Here is a 16,249-nt window from a genome sequence, read left to right on the forward strand (position 1 = left end):
AAACCCCTATCTCATAAAGATTCATGCATACGTTCTTGAATTTTGTTTTCTATTCTAGTCTTCACCCCTGAATGCATATCCTTTGCCATATATTGGGCGGTTACCTCAGCCGCAGCAGACCGAAATACATTCAGAGTCAATACCCTTTCATAATTTTCACCCACATCCTCCAAAATAAATGGGACCTTATTCTTTTCGATACTGTACAAAATGGGAATTTCCGAATCGATAGTTAAACCTTCCTTGTTCGGAAGATTGAGTCGCTCTTCTTGATTTACCGTCTGCACCGGAACTTTTATCACTTTGGTCGTGAAGGGATTAAATCCAACTAACCCAGCCTCAGACACATTCGGGGAAAGTTTGCCAAATTTCCTTTCCACACCAACCTCCCCTTGACATATCACTGTACAGGATGACAACAAAACAAAAGCGATTGAGAATACAAAGGTTTTTTCGTAAGTGTTAAATTAGTTTATGCAGTTATACGGTCAAATTCATGTAAGAGTCAACAAAATTCCAAATAATTGAATGCTGTAAAATTTTATTTTTAATTTTCAAACTACTGTAAATAATATTCGTTCAACCAGATTTTGCATAAAAATTCGACCATGAAGGAGATATACCTTCAATATATACCTTCAGGAACTTTTGAGAGTTTAGATAATCCTTCTAATTTTGATTCATCAAACCAACGCTGCTGATTTTGAAAAAAATTGCCATCCTTGCTTCAGGTAGCGGCAGCAATGCCGAAGAAATAATGAAGTATTTCAGTCAATCTTCCAAAGGGAAAGTTGTATTGATTGGGTCCAACAAAAAAGATGCCTTTGTACTGGAAAGGGCAAAAAAGTTTCAAGTCCCCACTTTTACTTTCAGTAAAAGCCAATTGGAAGCAGGAGAAGTAACCCGAAAATTACAGGAAGAAGGAATTGATTTTGTGGTGCTTGCCGGATTTTTGCTCAAAATCCCAGACAACTTGATTCATGCTTTCCCAAATAAAATCGTCAATATCCATCCGGCACTTCTACCAAAATACGGAGGAAAAGGGATGTATGGGATGAAGGTACATGAGGCGGTCAAGTCTTCCGGAGATGCTGAATCAGGTATTACCATACATTTGGTGAATGAACATTATGATGAAGGCAAAATAATCTTTCAGGCAGCAGTCCAAATTGAACCCTCCGACAGTGCTGAGCGTATCGCACAAAAAGTGCATCAATTGGAATACAAATACTTCCCAAATGTGATAGAAAGTCTGCTTTAATTACCTGATTTTCCTACCTTTGCAACTTGAAAAATTATCCACCAAAATATAGCCACAAAGTCCCGTCCAATTCCTTTGTGTCTTAGCGCCTTTGTGGCCGTCAAAAATCATGGCTACTAAAAAAATCCAATCCGCTCTCATTTCTGTTTATTACAAGGACAACCTTGAACCCATCATCGCCCTTTTGAAGGAGCATGGTGTCAATATCTATTCTACCGGAGGTACTCAGAATTTCATTGAGGAACAAGGGGCAGAGGTAATACCGGTTGAAAAACTTACCGGATACCCTTCCATCTTTGGAGGCAGGGTCAAAACTCTGCATCCCAAAATCTTTGGAGGTATTCTTCACAGAAGAGATAATAAAGATGACATTTCCCAAGCTTTGGAATACGACATCCCTGCCATCGATCTTGTCATTGTAGATCTGTATCCTTTTGAAGAAACAGTAGCTTCAGGTGCTTCAGAGGCAGAAATTATTGAAAAAATTGACATTGGGGGAATATCTTTAATACGTGCAGCTGCCAAAAACTTCAAGGACGTAGTCATCATCGCTTCCAAAGCTCAATATGGAGAGTTAGAAGAAAGATTGAGAACTCAGGACGGTGCCACCACATTGGAAGACAGAAGGTATTTTGCAGCGCAGGCATTTCAGGTTTCTTCAAATTATGACACCCATATTTTTAATTATTTCAATCAGTCTGAAGGTATTCCTGCCTTGAAAATTTCCGAAAATAGGGCAAAAACCCTTCGTTATGGAGAAAATCCACACCAATCTTCCCGCTTTTATGGGGACTTGAGTGAGATGTTTGACCAACTCAATGGAAAAGAACTTTCTTACAATAATCTGGTGGATATTGATGCTGCAGTAGCATTGATTGCTGAATTTAAAGGAGAAACGGCATTCGCTATCCTAAAACACACAAACGCCTGTGGTTGTGCCACTGCACCGACAGTAAAAGAAGCCTACCAAAAAGCTTTTGAAGCGGATACTACTTCTGCATTTGGAGGAGTTTTGGTCACCAATCAAAACATCGATCTTGCTGCTGCGGAAGAAATGAACAGCCTTTTCTTTGAAGTCCTTATAGCCCCCTCCTATGATGCTGATGCCCTGGAATTATTGAAAAGTAAGAAAAACAGAATTTTATTGCTTCAAAAAATAGATGTTCCGGGTACGAAACAGATAAAAACCCTTCTCAACGGTTTCATAGAGCAGGATAAAGATCTTAAAACAGAAACCAAAGAAGATTTCAAAATCGTTACCAAATTGGCACCAACAGAGGCTGAAAAAGATGCGCTGGTCTTTGCCGCTAAGGTCTGCAAACATACCAAATCCAATGCGATAGTATTGAGCAACAGCAATCAGTTATTTGCTTCAGGAGTTGGACAAACTTCCAGGGTAGATGCGCTTAATCAAGCTATTGAAAAAGCAAGATCTTTTGGTTTTGATTTAAAAGGAGCCGTAATGGCTTCTGATGCCTTCTTCCCCTTCCCAGATTGTGTGGAGATTGCCCATGAAGCGGGAATTACAGCGGTTGTTCAACCGGGAGGTTCTATCAAAGACCAGGATTCAATAGACTTCTGTGATGCACATGGGATGAGTATGGTGATGACCGGTATAAGGCACTTTAAGCACTAAAAATTGAAATCAGTATTTTAAAGGTGAAAACCCTCATCGAGCGCTTGATGAGGGTTTTTGATTTTTGAAGCATTAAGATTTTTGTTAGTACCCCATTGGCTCCATTTGGGAGTTGCTGACTTCAATGGGAATTTCGCCATAGTCTGAAATCCTCCTGAACTTTGTGTTCCAGAAATTGCAGGATTACCTCCATTTCCAAAAACTTCAATTAGGAGAGAAAAGACAGTTGGCCAAAGTTCCTGAACAACTTAGAAGTGTTTTAATCCGTAATTCAAACACCTAATACCCTGTCATTTTTTTTATTTACCGGATTCAATCTGCTATTTTGCAGATTGGTTTAAAAAAAATGATCATGGGATTGTTATTTGGACCTTATGGCTGGTAATCCCATGAATAATTAGCTTGTACCCTGTACCCAAAAATAATGAAACAACACCAACTCAAAATCTACAATACACTTTCGAGAAAGAAAGAAAATTTTGAACCAATCAACCCGCCTTTTGTGGGCATGTATGTCTGTGGACCTACGGTGTATGGGGATGCCCATTTAGGTCATGCCAGGCCTGCTGTTACCTTCGACACCGTATACCGCTATTTGAGTCATCTTGGTTACAAAGTTAGGTATGTCCGAAATATTACAGATGTGGGGCATTTGACTGGAGATGCAGATGAAGGTGAAGATAAAATTGCTAAAAAGGCCAAATTGGAGCAATTGGAACCTATGGAAGTGGCCCAGCAATATACCGACACCTATCATAGGGACATGGAGCGCCTGAACACCATAAAACCGAGCATAGAACCAAGAGCTACCGGACATATTCCTGAGCAGATTGCATTGGTAAAAGCCATTCTGGATGAAGGATTGGCTTATGAAGTTAACGGTTCAGTTTATTTCGATGTGTTGAAGTATAATGAAAGAGAAAGATACGGCAAGCTTTCAGGCAGGGTGCTGGAGGAGTTAATCGCGGGAACGCGTGACTTAGACGGGCAAGGGGAAAAAAGAAACCCTGTTGATTTTGCCCTTTGGAAAAAAGCAGCCCCTGAACACTTGATGAAATGGGATTCCCCTTGGGGTCAGGGCTTCCCCGGTTGGCACCTGGAATGTACAGCCATGTCTTCCAAATATTTGGGCAAGCATTTTGATATACACGGAGGTGGAATGGACCTTATGTTCCCCCACCATGAATGTGAAATCGCCCAGGGAAATGCCTGCAATCACCAAGATCCTGCCAAATATTGGATGCATAACAACATGATTACCATCAATGGGCAAAAGATGGGTAAGTCTTTGGGTAATTTTATAACACTCCAAGAATTATTCACTGGCAAGCATCAATTGCTTGAGCAGGCCTATAGCCCTATGACAATCCGTTATTTCATGTTGACGGCACATTACCGGTCGACTTTGGATTTCTCTAATGAAGCCCTAAAAGCAGCACAAAAAGGTTATAGAAAAATCATCAATGGGCTAAGGATTGCCAAACATCTAACTTTCGAAGCAGATCCAGGCATAAGCTTGGATCAAGAACAGATCAAACAGGTCGAATCCAACATACAAAATGCCTACAAGGCCATGGATGATGATTTCAATACTGCACAAGCTATTGGCCATCTGTTTAATCTTTTGAAAAAAATCAATTCCCTCTATACAGGTCAATTAAATCCGGCAGTCTTTGGGGAAGAGGTTTTTCAAAAAATGATAGGCACATTTGTTGTTTTTGTAGAAAAAATTCTAGGGCTGAAAGATGAAAAACCTGAAAACCAGGAAGCATTGATTGATGTATTGCTCAAAATCTATGCAGAAGCAAAAACTGCCAGAAATTACCAAAAGGTGGATGAGATAAGGGCTGCACTCAAAGAAATGGGGTATATAGTTAAAGACATGAAAAACAAAATTGACTGGGCGTATGAAGAATAAGTATTGGATATTTTCATTGTTATTCCTTATTGTATGGTCATGCAGCGGGGATAAGGTCAATGACTCCTTACAAGAGCCAATTATCCGCCAGTCAACCCCCGAATTCAATGCTGACTCGGCCTATGTTTTCATTCAAAAACAAGTGGATTTTGGCCCCAGAGTGCCCAATTCTGAAGGCCATAGAAAAACCAGGGAGTGGTTGATAGAAAAGTTCAAAAGTTATGGACTTGATGTTAAAACCCAGGATTTCCAAGCCAGGACCTATGATAATCTCACCTGGAACCTCAGCAATATCATTGCTTCGTATAACCCTTCAGCCAAAAAACGGATATTATTAGGAGCCCATTGGGATACAAGAAGAATGGCCGATAAGGATACCGAAAGGATCAATGAACCCATTGACGGTGCGAATGACGGGGGATCCGGCGTGGGGGTTTTACTTGAAATTGCAAGAGTCATCACCTCTTCTGAAGAAAAGCTTGACCTTGGAATTGATTTTATTTTGTTTGACGGTGAGGATGATGGTGAACCAGAATTCAGCAACACTAGGAACAGTTCCCAAATTTGGTGGTGTTTGGGCTCCCAACATTGGTCCAAAAACCCTCATCAACCTGGGTACAGTGCTTATTATGGCATCTTAGTGGATCTTGTCGGGGCTAAGGGGGCAAGATTTTACAGAGAAGGATACTCTTTGAGATATGCCAAAAACATTGTGAACAAAGTATGGAATTTTGCCTCAGAATTAGGATATTCAGACTTCTTTATTCCCAGAGATGCTCCTGAAATAATTGACGATCACGTTTTTGTCAACAGGGATGCCAAAATTCCAATGATCAATATCGTGGAATTTTCTCCGAATTATGGGTTTGGACATTACCACCATACCCATGCCGACAATATGGATATCATTGACCGGAGAACTTTGAAAGCTGTTGGACAAACTGTATTGTTCACGCTTTACCAGGAATAACAACGTTCCCTAAACCACTGAAAAGATGAAAAAAGGCCATCAGGTTACAATGAAAGAAATCGCCAAGAAACTTGGCGTTTCTGTATCGACTGTTTCCAGGGCGTTAAAAGATTCACCAGAACTACATCCAGACACCAAGAAGAGGATTGTTGAGATGGCCAAAAGCATGAATTATCAGTATAATTTATTGGCCCAAAGTCTCAGGATCAGTAAAAGTAAGGTTCTGGGTGTTATTGTTCCTGAGCTGACCTCACATTTTTTCTCTAGTAATATTAGTGGCATCCAGGACACTGCCTACAAAAGGGGGTATAACATTATGATTTGCCAGTCAAATGAGAGCTATGAACAGGAAAAAGCCAATATCAAAACATTAGTATCCTCTCAAGTAGATGGCCTGTTGATTTCGCTAAGTCGGGAAACCAAGAATTATGATCATCTGAGGGAATTATATGACAGAGAGATCCCGTTCATCATGTTTGATAGGGTAACTGAGGAAATTCCCGTTTCAAAAGTAACTGTAGATGATGCCCATGGTGCTTATATGGCTGTACATCACTTATTGGAACAAGGTTGTAGGAAAATCGCCTACTTTTCAGGCCCTGAAGACCTCTATATCAGTAAAAAAAGAAAAGAAGGCTATTTACAAGCTTTGAAAGAATTTGGCATATCCGAAAGTGAAAGTAAGGTTTATATCACAGACCTTACAACAGAGATGAACCGGAGTGTCACCATGAAAATGTTGGAAGATAAGGATAGGCCAGATGCAATTTTCGCCATGATTGATCCTCTAGCTATTGATATTATGATGGTATTGAAAGAAAAAGGGATCAAAATACCTGAAGAAATTGCTTTGGCAGGATTCACAAATAATCCCACCTCCGCAGTAATAGAACCTTCCTTGACAACAGTTTCACAACCGGGTTATGAAATGGGCCAAATTGCTGCCAATCATTTGCTGGACCAATTGGACGATATAGTGTCCGATGAACCCCAGTCATTTGTATTGCATACAACTTTGATCCCTAGAAATTCTTCAAAAAAAATTAAATCAAAATAAAATCCATCCCATTTATGACACCGAAACTTGAGTCCAAAAGATTTGGAACCACTCCAGATGGGAAAGAAGTGACACTTTTCACTTTGAGTATCCCAAAAAAAATAAAAGTATCGGTCATGGACTATGGAGCCACTTTGACTCATCTTTTCATACCTGACCGTGACGGCAAAATGGAGGATGTAGTATTGGGCTTCGATAGTTTTGAGGGATATCTCCAAAAAGATTATCTGGACAATTATTGTTATTTGGGATCAACGATAGGTAGAGTTGCCGGAAGATTTACCAACAATCAGTTTTCAATCGATGGAAAAACTTATCACTTACCTTTGAATCAGGGAAATATACACCTCCATGGTGGAATGCAAGGCTGGGACAAGAAATTGTGGGAGGCAGAACCTTTTGAAACAGAAAACTCCGCAGGAGTAACTTTTTATTATAAAAGTGTCGATGGTGAAGAAAATTATCCAGGAAACCTGGAAATCTGGGTGACCTATACTTTAGATGAAAGAGGTACTTTAGAAATAAAATACAGGGCAATTACAGACCAAAAAACCATCATCAACCCTACCAATCATGCCTATTTTAACCTCAGTGGAGATTTTAGTCAATCCATAGAAGACCATGATTTTTTTGTAGATGCAGATCACTATTTATCTTTGAACGAAAAGATTCTTCCAACGGGAGAAATCAAGCACGTTGCGGGTTCTCCATTTGATTTCAGGAATTTGACAAATATCTCTAAGGCACTTCACCAAAAAGACCAACAAATCAAACTTGCAGGAGGTATAGATCATTGTTTTGTACTCAACCAATCCGATGACTGTGCCATTTTGTTCCACAAAAAAAGTGGGCGGAAATTGACTTTGTCAACCACAGAACCTGGTTTACAGGTATATACAGGCAATTATCTGAATCAGTCTTTTGTCGGTAAAGGGAATATTCCTTATGGCAAAAACTCAGCAATTTGTCTGGAAACCCAGCATTTTCCTGACTCTTGCAGCCATGATCATTTCCCAAGTATTCTATTGTTGCCCGGTGAAGTTTTTCAGTCAAGGACTGTTTTTTCTTTTTCAATAGAGAAATGAAAGAAAAGATAATTGAAAATTTCAGGTCAATTTTTGGCCCATCAGAACCATTGATCGTCTACTCGCCTGGAAGAATCAACCTAATAGGCGAACACACTGATTACAATGAAGGGTATGTAATGCCTGCAGCCATAGACAAAAAAATGTATGTGGGAATTGCAAAGAATGACCTTTCTCAGGCAAGGATATTCTCTCTTGACTTCAATGAAGAGTTTGCTTTTGACCTTCATTCTTTTGGTCCTAAAAAAGGACATTGGGGCACTTACATCATGGGAGTTACTGCCCAATTACAGCAAGCAGGTTATCCAGTCAAAGGGTTCGATATGGTTTTTGGGGGAGATATCCCTGTTGGAGCAGGTCTTTCTTCCTCTGCCGCCCTGGAATGTGCGGTAGGATTTGCTTTAGCTTCACTTTTTGGATTTGATATTCCTAGACTTTCCCTTGTCCACTATGCCCAAAAAGCCGAACATCTCTTTGCGGGTGTTGAATGTGGCATTATGGATCAATTTGCCTCGGTCATGGGAAAAAAAAACCATGTAATCCGCTTGGATTGTAGGGACTTATCTTATGAATATTTTCCCCTTGATTTAGGAGATTTTCAAATTCTACTAGTGGATACGCAAGTGAAACATTCTCTTGCAGATACAGCATATAACCGTAGAAGACATGAATGTGCTGAAGTTGTACTGATGGCACAACAAAACTTGGTGGGGGTAAAATCTTTAAGGGATTTGAGGTTAAAGGATCTTGTTGACATCAAAGCTTATGTTGATGAAGAAGGTCTAGGAAGAGGAGAATATATCATTGAAGAAAATGAGCGTGTATTAGAAACCTCCAAGGCCCTAAAGGAAGGAAATCTAAAAAAGGTAGGTCAACTCATGTATGCTTCCCACGAAGGATTAAGTAAAAAATACGGAGTGAGCTGTGTGGAGCTGGATTTTTTAGTAGATCTTACTAAAGCAATGGATTTTGTCTTAGGCAGTAGAATGATGGGAGGTGGCTTTGGGGGCTGTACCATCAATATCCTGAAAAAAGAAAAATTGGAGGACTTTAAGGAAATTATCACATCCGCATATACCGATAAATTTAAAAAATCCCCGAAATTCTACGAAATCAGTTTGGAAGATGGGACTGGAAGACTTTGAGTTTTTTTCAAAGCTTGCTCACCACCAAAACCCAATCATTTCCTCTACCGGATGAAGGAGGTTTAACGCTATTGATCCCCCTTCTGATCGGATCACCAGAATATCCAAAAGAAACCCCTGTTCGTGGGTCAAACCAAAGGGCTTTTAAATCCCCAGAAAGATCCGATAAATTCAGGGTGACGGATTTTCCGGTAGGGAAGTATACCATGACATAGGACCAGGACTCATCCCTTGTCGCTATCACAAAATTTTCATCATCTTGTTGTTGCTCCAATACAATATTATAATCTGGTATCCGTGAAAAATAAGCCTCAGAAAGTATCAATTGTTTCAAGTGCTTCATTTGGTTGGCCATGGGTAAATCCAAAGAGATTTGCCATGGTTTTAAAGGCCCATTAATAGGATCTCTATCTAAGGTATACATCTGCCAAACAGCATGGCATCCATAAGTCTGACCAGCCGCTCCCGCAAAAACATTCCAGTACATAATCCTTCTGATATCATCTGGATTGCTATAACCAAGCTCTTTGGCGTTAAAGCAATTGGGGTGCTCTTCGTACAATGGTTCTCCATCTAATGTGGGCTTTATTGGATGAAGATGATAATCATGGGCAATGATCCTGTAGGTAGGTTGATTGGGACAATGTCCCGTTTGATGCATGTTGAAATCCAACCATTCCTCTTGATGAAACCAAGTGGATGATCCAGCAGGTCTATTGGGTTGTGGATGAAAACTCATTAAAATGGGGTTATCTTCTCTCCTTGCCTCCGTAATTCCTTTGGCCATGAAGTTCCAGATTTCTACATCTTTAGATCCTTGCCTTGGATTCCTGTCTCCCCCTAAAACCCATACTAGATTTTTTCTATCGGCATACCTTTTTCCAATCCATCTTCCAAATTCATATGCATTGGTTTCATTGAAAATTTCCGGACCTGAACCCCATGAGTTTTTGTAAAGCTTATCCCCCCAAGTCGGTAATAGGGCTATATGAATTCCTTTCTCTCCGGCAAGATCAATGATTTCATCTACATACTTCCAGTAATCTTCATTGAACTGAAATGGATCCAATGCATGAAAGGGCTTATCCCCATTACTGTTAGGGGTATTCAACCCATCTAATTCCGCTAGAGCTACGGCTTGTACAACATTGAATCCTTGTTTTGCCCTAGTTTCAAGATAGTAAATTGCCTCTTCTTTGGTAGTTCTGTGAAAAAGTTCCCAAGCGGTATCCGCCATCCAAAAAAACGGGCTTCCATCTGGATTTTGAAAAAACCTCTTATTTTGTGAAACACGAATAGGTCCTTCTATTTGCCCTACAGAAGTAAAAGCAATCAAGAAGAAAAAGAAAAAAAACAATGAATACCTGGGCATAAAAGAAAAAAGCAGCCCATGCGGGCTGCTGAATTATTATTTAATCAATGAGGCGCTACTCCTTCTGCCGGTTTTGCATTCTTTTGCCAAATAAAGAAAATGGCAAACAGAACGATCAATATTCCAGGAAATGAAACCATTTTCAAAAGGGTGTCTTGACCAGCGGCCAACTCAGTATCGTGAACTAGGCGGGCTGAATCGATCCACTTACCGATAATCGGCTGGAAAATCGCAGTGGAAAACATTCCTACCCCGCCAATGATAGACATCCCCAAGGCCCCGCTCAAGGGTACCCTTTGGGCAACAGCGCCTACCATTACAGGCCAGAAATAACAAACACCGATTGCAAAGAATACCGCAGCCAAATATGCCATAGGTCCGGTGACGGTGCTAAACAAATAAATACCAATTGCGGCAAAAATCGCTCCGCCTAAAAGTACACCAGTTTGTCCTAATGTCTTGACAACTGGACCAGCAAAGAACCTTCCTACTGCCATAATACCTGTAGTAAGCGCCAAAATCAACATACCACTTGCTCCACTTTCACTCATCACAATATTTACCCATTGCTGTGGTCCGAATTCTGTGATGGCCGTCAATGCCATGCAAATAAACAAGAATATAAAAACCGGAGAGAACATGGCTTTTACATTACTTGAAAGAGAAGTAACCCCTTCCACAGTTGGTTTCGGGAATGCTTTTCCAAAGAACAGGATAGCATAGGCGATTGTAGGGATCATGATTACCCACATCTGCGCTTGCCAGCTAAAGGCTGCATCTGTCATGAATTTGGATACTAAAGCACCGATTACTATTCCGCCTGGGAACCACATATGGAACCTGTTCAACATTTTGTTAAGGGTAAGCCCTGAATACATATCCGCAATCATTGGATTACAGGCGGCTTCGGTACAGCCATTACCAAAACCAATAAACAAAGTTGATATTAACAACAAGGCATACCCATTTGCATAAATTGTCAAAACAATACCCAAAGTATGGGCGATAAACGCAATCCTCATGATATTTTTGGGACCTACTGTATGGTAAAAGATCCCGCCCAAGATCATGGATATAGGGAATCCCAAAAACCACATGGAATTGATAAATCCTAATTGTTCCGCGGATAGGCCGAACTCAGCCCCCAATTGAGGAAGAATACCGGCACGGATGGAAAATGAAAGTGCAGTGGTGATAAGAGCCAGGCAACTTGCATTAAACAAGGCACTCTTATTGATGTTTTCGTTCATTTGAGTTGGGTTTAAAAGGTTTAAATTGACTTAAACTATAGGATGATTGGTTGAATTGTCCTGAAAATATAAAAAAATATTTGAATTAGTTTTTGCCGTTGATAAAAATAAACTAAACAAGCTCAATTTCAATATATTATTTCGGATCAAAATCAATTTAATCCGCTTTATCAAAGACCATTAAGGTCCTAATTTCTGATTTGACAATGTTATCAGCTTTATTTTTGTATTCAATTTTGACGGCATAAGAACCGGGAGGTATATATTCTCCTTGAAACTTACCGTCCCATTCACAGGAAACCTTGTTTTCTACAACATTTGCATCAAGACAATGGAACAACAATTGTCCCCATTTATTATAAATCCAAACACTCACCTCGTCCACCAGATAATTTGTAAAAATCACAAAATTCCTTTCGGGATCCCCCTGAACTATGGCATTTGGGTAGGCTAATTGGAGTTTACAATCTTCCTTTACAATAAATGAAGTCGAAAATCTGCACCCCTCGCTGCTGGTTACGATTAGGGTATAGTTCCCTGGTTCAGAAGGCATAAAAGTACTGCCCTCATGAAGAAGTGAGCCTTCTAAGTACCACTCATATTGATTGAATTGTCCCGGATCGATCTCCGGGATCTCTCCTAAGGAAGGACAAAAAACATACTCCTCATCAACTTCCGGTCTAAGCTGGTCTTGGCTTTTTGAAATTAAGATTGCTTCATTGGCCAATAGGCATCCTTTGGAATTATAAACCTCAACTTCATACAATCCTTCTTCCATTACAGCTACCACAGTTTCATTTTCAAACCCGTCTTTTTCAATACGGTTTCCCTGGCTGTCTGTATGATACCATTTTATTGTTGGAGTAAATAAACTCAAATCCGAAATAAGGTTGATGTAAGTAAAACCTGGGTCAGGGCAAATTGGTAATCCTTCTAAAGAAATATCAATGGATACAATTGGCTGTTCTGCTGTAAAATCCTTTAAAGGCCGGGGACAGCTTACACTATTCTTCGGTCGCACATCAAGTTGGTATTCTCCAAAACTACTTAGCTGTAAGAATTGATCGGTGCCGATAACGTTTCCACTTGCTTCATACCAATAAAAATCAAATAAGTCAGGATCTTCATTGAATATTTCAGCTTTGTAAATCAAATTTCCCTCACAGTCCTCCCTGACCAAAACAACTTCAAAATCTATGGGTTGGGCAATTTTAACATTGATTTTTTTTATTATCCGGCAAAGAGGCTCATCTTCAATTGAGGCCATTGACTCAACAATATACTCCCCTTCCTTATCCAATATAATTGGTTCCCCCTTTGTAAAAATAATTTGATCTCCAGTGGGCGTTATTACCTTAAATTCAAAATCCAAGGAAGTTTCCGGGACTAAATTATAGTTTTCACAAACCACTAATTCCTCAGGAATAGAAAAATCTGCAGTACCAATCAATTCCCTAACTTCCTCTATCTTTCTACCAATTTCACAACCTCTTTCATTGTACACAACCACTTCATAAAAACCGTATTCTTCAATTTTAATTTCTGAAAGTCCATTAAACTGATTCAGATTAAAAGAATTTCCAGAATTATCAATAAATATCCATTCAAAATATTCTGCCTGATCAAAGTCAGTAATTATGCTTAGAATAGAATAGCGCTTCTCTTGACAATACTGAGCTTCAATAATGTCTACCTCAACTTCTAATACGGCTTGATTTACCGTAAATCTCTTAGGTGGGTTTGGACAGGGTTCGGCATTCCTAACCTGAACATCCAACTTGAACTCTCCAAAAGAAGTTGGAAACAGAAACTGACCATTTCCTACAACTTGATTTTTTTCATTATACCACGTAAATATCAAATTACTCGGATCACGACCAAAAACCTCTGCCTGATAGGTTTTATTCCCAAAGCAATCCTGACTGACAAGAACTGGCTCGTAAACAATCGCCTCATTTGCCACAACTCTAAATGTCATTTCCCTAGGACACAATCCCCTTTCTGGATCTGTTTCCAGTCCCCTGATGGTATAATTTCCACTCTCAAAAAGTGTAAAAGGTTCTCCTGTAAGTTTAGTAACTACCTGATTATCGGGATAAGTTAATTCAAACCATAAATTTTGATCTGTAATAGGAATAAATTCATATTCTCCACAAATATTTAACCTAATAGGTACATCAAATGAGACCTGGTCTTTATTGAGAATTCTGAAACCTTCTGAAGTCGGCAGGACACAGCCATTTTCATCCATTAATTCCAAAAAATAAAAGCCTGACCTTAAACTAATTTGAAATTCTTGGAGATTAGTTATTACACCTGAAGATCCTGGAAGTTCATCCTCTGTATACGGCAATCCATTCACGCTTAGAATTCTATAACTACCATTAAAAGGCCCATTTTCCATTCTAACTTTTATCTTTCCATCTTGCTTCCCGGTTTCAGTACATGTTTCAGGAATAATTTCCACAATTTCAAATTTTAATTCAGCATCTTGTTCTTCAAGCCCTATCACAAAGGGCATAAAGCTAGTACAGTTTCCCAGGGAATATCTGATGCTGTAAACACCTGAGCTTAAACCAGAAATAATTAAAGAAGAATCCGAGGGGGTCAAATTAAAGAATTCTTCTATTACCTGATCAACTCTGATGATTTGGAGTCTGTCAACATCAGTCAAAAGGTTTATTTGAATCGCACCATTTCCCAAGCTACAATTTCCTGCATCTGACACAAAGTCAATGTCAATTTCCGCCTGAGGCAATAGAGTAAATGGAATTCTATCTTCTAATTTACAAAATACATTGTCAGAATTATCTACCTCAAAAATCAACTCATAATCACCAGGACCATCCAAATCCAACACATTGAATGTTATATTGCTCCTTTCTCCCAGTAAAACCCTATTACCAGCCCCAAGTTTTTGAAAGTACCAGGTTCCTGGAACAATGCTATTTGTGCTCAAATCAATTTCTCTCCAGCCAAAGCAAACCTCAGACTCGGAAACATTCAAAAAATATTCTTCTGGAAAAGATACTGTGGTAAACTGTGTAAAAGGACAGACTATTTGCCCCTGTTCATTTCTGGAGTAAAAATCAACTCTGTAAACACCAGGAGAGTTAAGAGACACGGTATTTCCCGTGCCAACAATATTCCCGATTTGATCTTTCCATTCTATGAAATAGTCAGGTAATCCAGGGTCCTCAGGATGAATGAGTGATAATTCCACAACCCCATCTTTACAGATTAAATATGAATTTTGAAGGATAATATTTGCACCAAGATTAATTTTAACTTCTTTTGAGCCAGAATAAACTAAATCTGTTCCCCTTCTAATACTAAGATGAATAACATAAAGACCCTCCTCTGAAAAAGTAAAACTAAATGTTTGAAACCCGCCTTCGCGACTAATCACTAGACTACCATCTTCCTTTAAAATCCTCCAGGAAAAAACATCCGTAGGAAGTCCCCCTCCAGAAAAATCGCCAATTATACTTCCATAATACAAGCAGAGCTCATCAGGGCCAAAAATCCCAAATTCAACATTTTCCTCAATCTCTTTTTCAAATATGGCAATCTTTTCATAGGCAAGGGCTGCGTGCCTGAAACCCAAATACAAAAACAGGTTAAACAAAGTTAGAGATAAAATAAGGAGATATGTTGACTTTTTTCCCATTAGACACAGCAAACCCACAAAGATCCTGATTTAAATTTAGTCAAAAAATGAAATATACATAAACAAAAACAAAATACATTTTTCTAAATCTAAAAATTGTTTTTTTTACTTTGATTTCAAATCCATTAAAAAATCCTACCTCACAAACAACCACTCCCCGTTATCCAACTCCTCTTTAAACTCATATTTATCTTCATTGAAAACCTTCAACTGCTCTGGGTCATTGATTCTGTTTTTAATGATATAATCTGTCATCAGTCCCCTGGCTTGCTTGGCAAATAAACCGATAATCTGATATTTACCATTCCTGTACTCTTTAAATACAGGGGAAATTACCTTTGATTGTAGCACAGTAGTATCTACCGCCTTGAAATATTCCTGCGAAGCCAAATTGATTACAGGTGCACCTTTTGCAGCCTGATCTATTGCTTTTGCAATCCTCTGCCCCCAAAATTCATAAAGATTTTTTCCTTTTCTATTCTCCAACCTGATTCCCATTTCAAGTCGGTAAGGCTGAATCAAATCCATAGGCTTAAGAAGCCCGTACAATCCAGACAAAATCCTCAAGTGCTTTTGGGCAAACTCAAAATCTGCTGTTGAATAATTATCAACATCAATTTTTGTATACACATCCCCTTTAAATGCAAGCAAGGCTTGTTTTGAATTTTCAGGATCAAATTTTTTCTGAAACTCCCTGTACCTGGACTCATTCAACATGGCAAGTTTTTCGCTAATGCCCATCAATTGCATGAGATCTTTGGCACCTTTTCCCTTCATGATTTCCACTAATTCCATTGTTTCTGTCACAAACTCCGGCTGGCTGTTCAATTTTACTTCAGTTGTACTTAAATCGAGGGTTTTAGCTGGTGAAATTAAGGTAATCAT

12 protein-coding genes are annotated in these 16,249 nt (G+C 39.2%); 7 read left to right on the forward strand and 5 right to left on the reverse strand.

Annotated elements, in window-relative coordinates:
- Window positions 1–11 precede the first annotated feature (11 nt).
- Entirely contained in the window at window positions 12–404 is a 393-nt protein-coding gene (locus tag BC751_RS22690; RefSeq protein WP_341272861.1) for an SPFH domain-containing protein, read from the reverse strand.
- A 299-nt stretch (window positions 405–703) separates the two neighbouring features.
- Here BC751_RS22690 and purN point away from each other — a divergent pair, with 299 nt between their 5' ends.
- The 7 genes from purN to galK all read left to right on the forward strand — a co-directional run bounded on the left by purN (window position 704) and on the right by galK (window position 9,072).
- Window positions 704–1,261: a phosphoribosylglycinamide formyltransferase gene (gene purN / locus BC751_RS21485; RefSeq protein WP_130277399.1), complete on the forward strand. Its 558-nt coding sequence runs from the start codon at window positions 704–706 to the stop codon at window positions 1,259–1,261.
- Window positions 1,262–1,370: 109 nt separating this feature from the next.
- Window positions 1,371–2,897: a bifunctional phosphoribosylaminoimidazolecarboxamide formyltransferase/IMP cyclohydrolase gene (purH, locus tag BC751_RS21490; RefSeq protein ID WP_130277400.1), complete on the forward strand. Its 1,527-nt coding sequence runs from the start codon at window positions 1,371–1,373 to the stop codon at window positions 2,895–2,897.
- A 424-nt stretch (window positions 2,898–3,321) separates the two neighbouring features.
- Window positions 3,322–4,815 (forward strand): cysteine--tRNA ligase, encoded by a 1,494-nt coding sequence (gene cysS, locus BC751_RS21495; RefSeq protein WP_130277401.1) that lies wholly within the window; start codon window positions 3,322–3,324, stop codon window positions 4,813–4,815.
- Window positions 4,805–5,785, forward strand: coding sequence for a M28 family peptidase (locus BC751_RS21500; RefSeq protein ID WP_130277402.1), 981 nt, complete (start codon window positions 4,805–4,807; stop codon window positions 5,783–5,785). The genes cysS and BC751_RS21500 overlap by 11 nt, the downstream gene beginning before the upstream one ends.
- 25 nt (window positions 5,786–5,810) lie before the next feature.
- The gene (locus BC751_RS21505; protein WP_130277403.1) at window positions 5,811–6,842 is read left to right on the forward strand and encodes a LacI family DNA-binding transcriptional regulator; all 1,032 of its coding nucleotides are present in this window, start codon (window positions 5,811–5,813) and stop codon (window positions 6,840–6,842) included.
- 14 nt (window positions 6,843–6,856) lie between these two features.
- Complete coding sequence (locus BC751_RS21510; RefSeq protein WP_130277404.1) at window positions 6,857–7,927, forward strand: aldose epimerase family protein; 1,071 nt, start codon at window positions 6,857–6,859, stop codon at window positions 7,925–7,927.
- On the forward strand, window positions 7,924–9,072 hold the full coding sequence (galK, locus tag BC751_RS21515; protein ID WP_130277405.1) for a galactokinase: 1,149 nt from the start codon (window positions 7,924–7,926) through the stop codon (window positions 9,070–9,072). The genes BC751_RS21510 and galK overlap by 4 nt, the downstream gene beginning before the upstream one ends.
- 7 nt (window positions 9,073–9,079) lie before the next feature.
- On the opposite strand, the gene BC751_RS21520 is transcribed toward galK, so the two are convergent.
- The 4 genes from BC751_RS21520 to yaaA all read right to left on the reverse strand — a co-directional run bounded on the left by BC751_RS21520 (window position 9,080) and on the right by yaaA (window position 16,249).
- Window positions 9,080–10,444 carry a glycoside hydrolase family 140 protein gene (locus BC751_RS21520; RefSeq protein WP_130277406.1) on the reverse strand — a complete coding sequence of 455 codons (1,365 nt, stop codon included), beginning with the start codon at window positions 10,442–10,444 and terminating at the stop codon, window positions 9,080–9,082.
- Between the two features lie 44 nt (window positions 10,445–10,488).
- A complete protein-coding gene (locus BC751_RS21525) occupies window positions 10,489–11,694 on the reverse strand; it encodes an MFS transporter (RefSeq protein WP_130277407.1) in 1,206 nt (401 codons plus the stop codon).
- Between the two features lie 157 nt (window positions 11,695–11,851).
- Complete coding sequence (locus BC751_RS21530; protein ID WP_130277408.1) at window positions 11,852–15,364, reverse strand: T9SS type B sorting domain-containing protein; 3,513 nt, start codon at window positions 15,362–15,364, stop codon at window positions 11,852–11,854.
- A 135-nt stretch (window positions 15,365–15,499) separates the two neighbouring features.
- Window positions 15,500–16,249, reverse strand: a complete 750-nt coding sequence (gene yaaA, locus BC751_RS21535) for a peroxide stress protein YaaA (protein ID WP_130277409.1) — start codon at window positions 16,247–16,249, stop codon at window positions 15,500–15,502.

The organism is Cecembia calidifontis (assembly GCF_004216715.1).
GTDB lineage: Bacteria > Bacteroidota > Bacteroidia > Cytophagales > Cyclobacteriaceae > Cecembia_A > Cecembia_A calidifontis.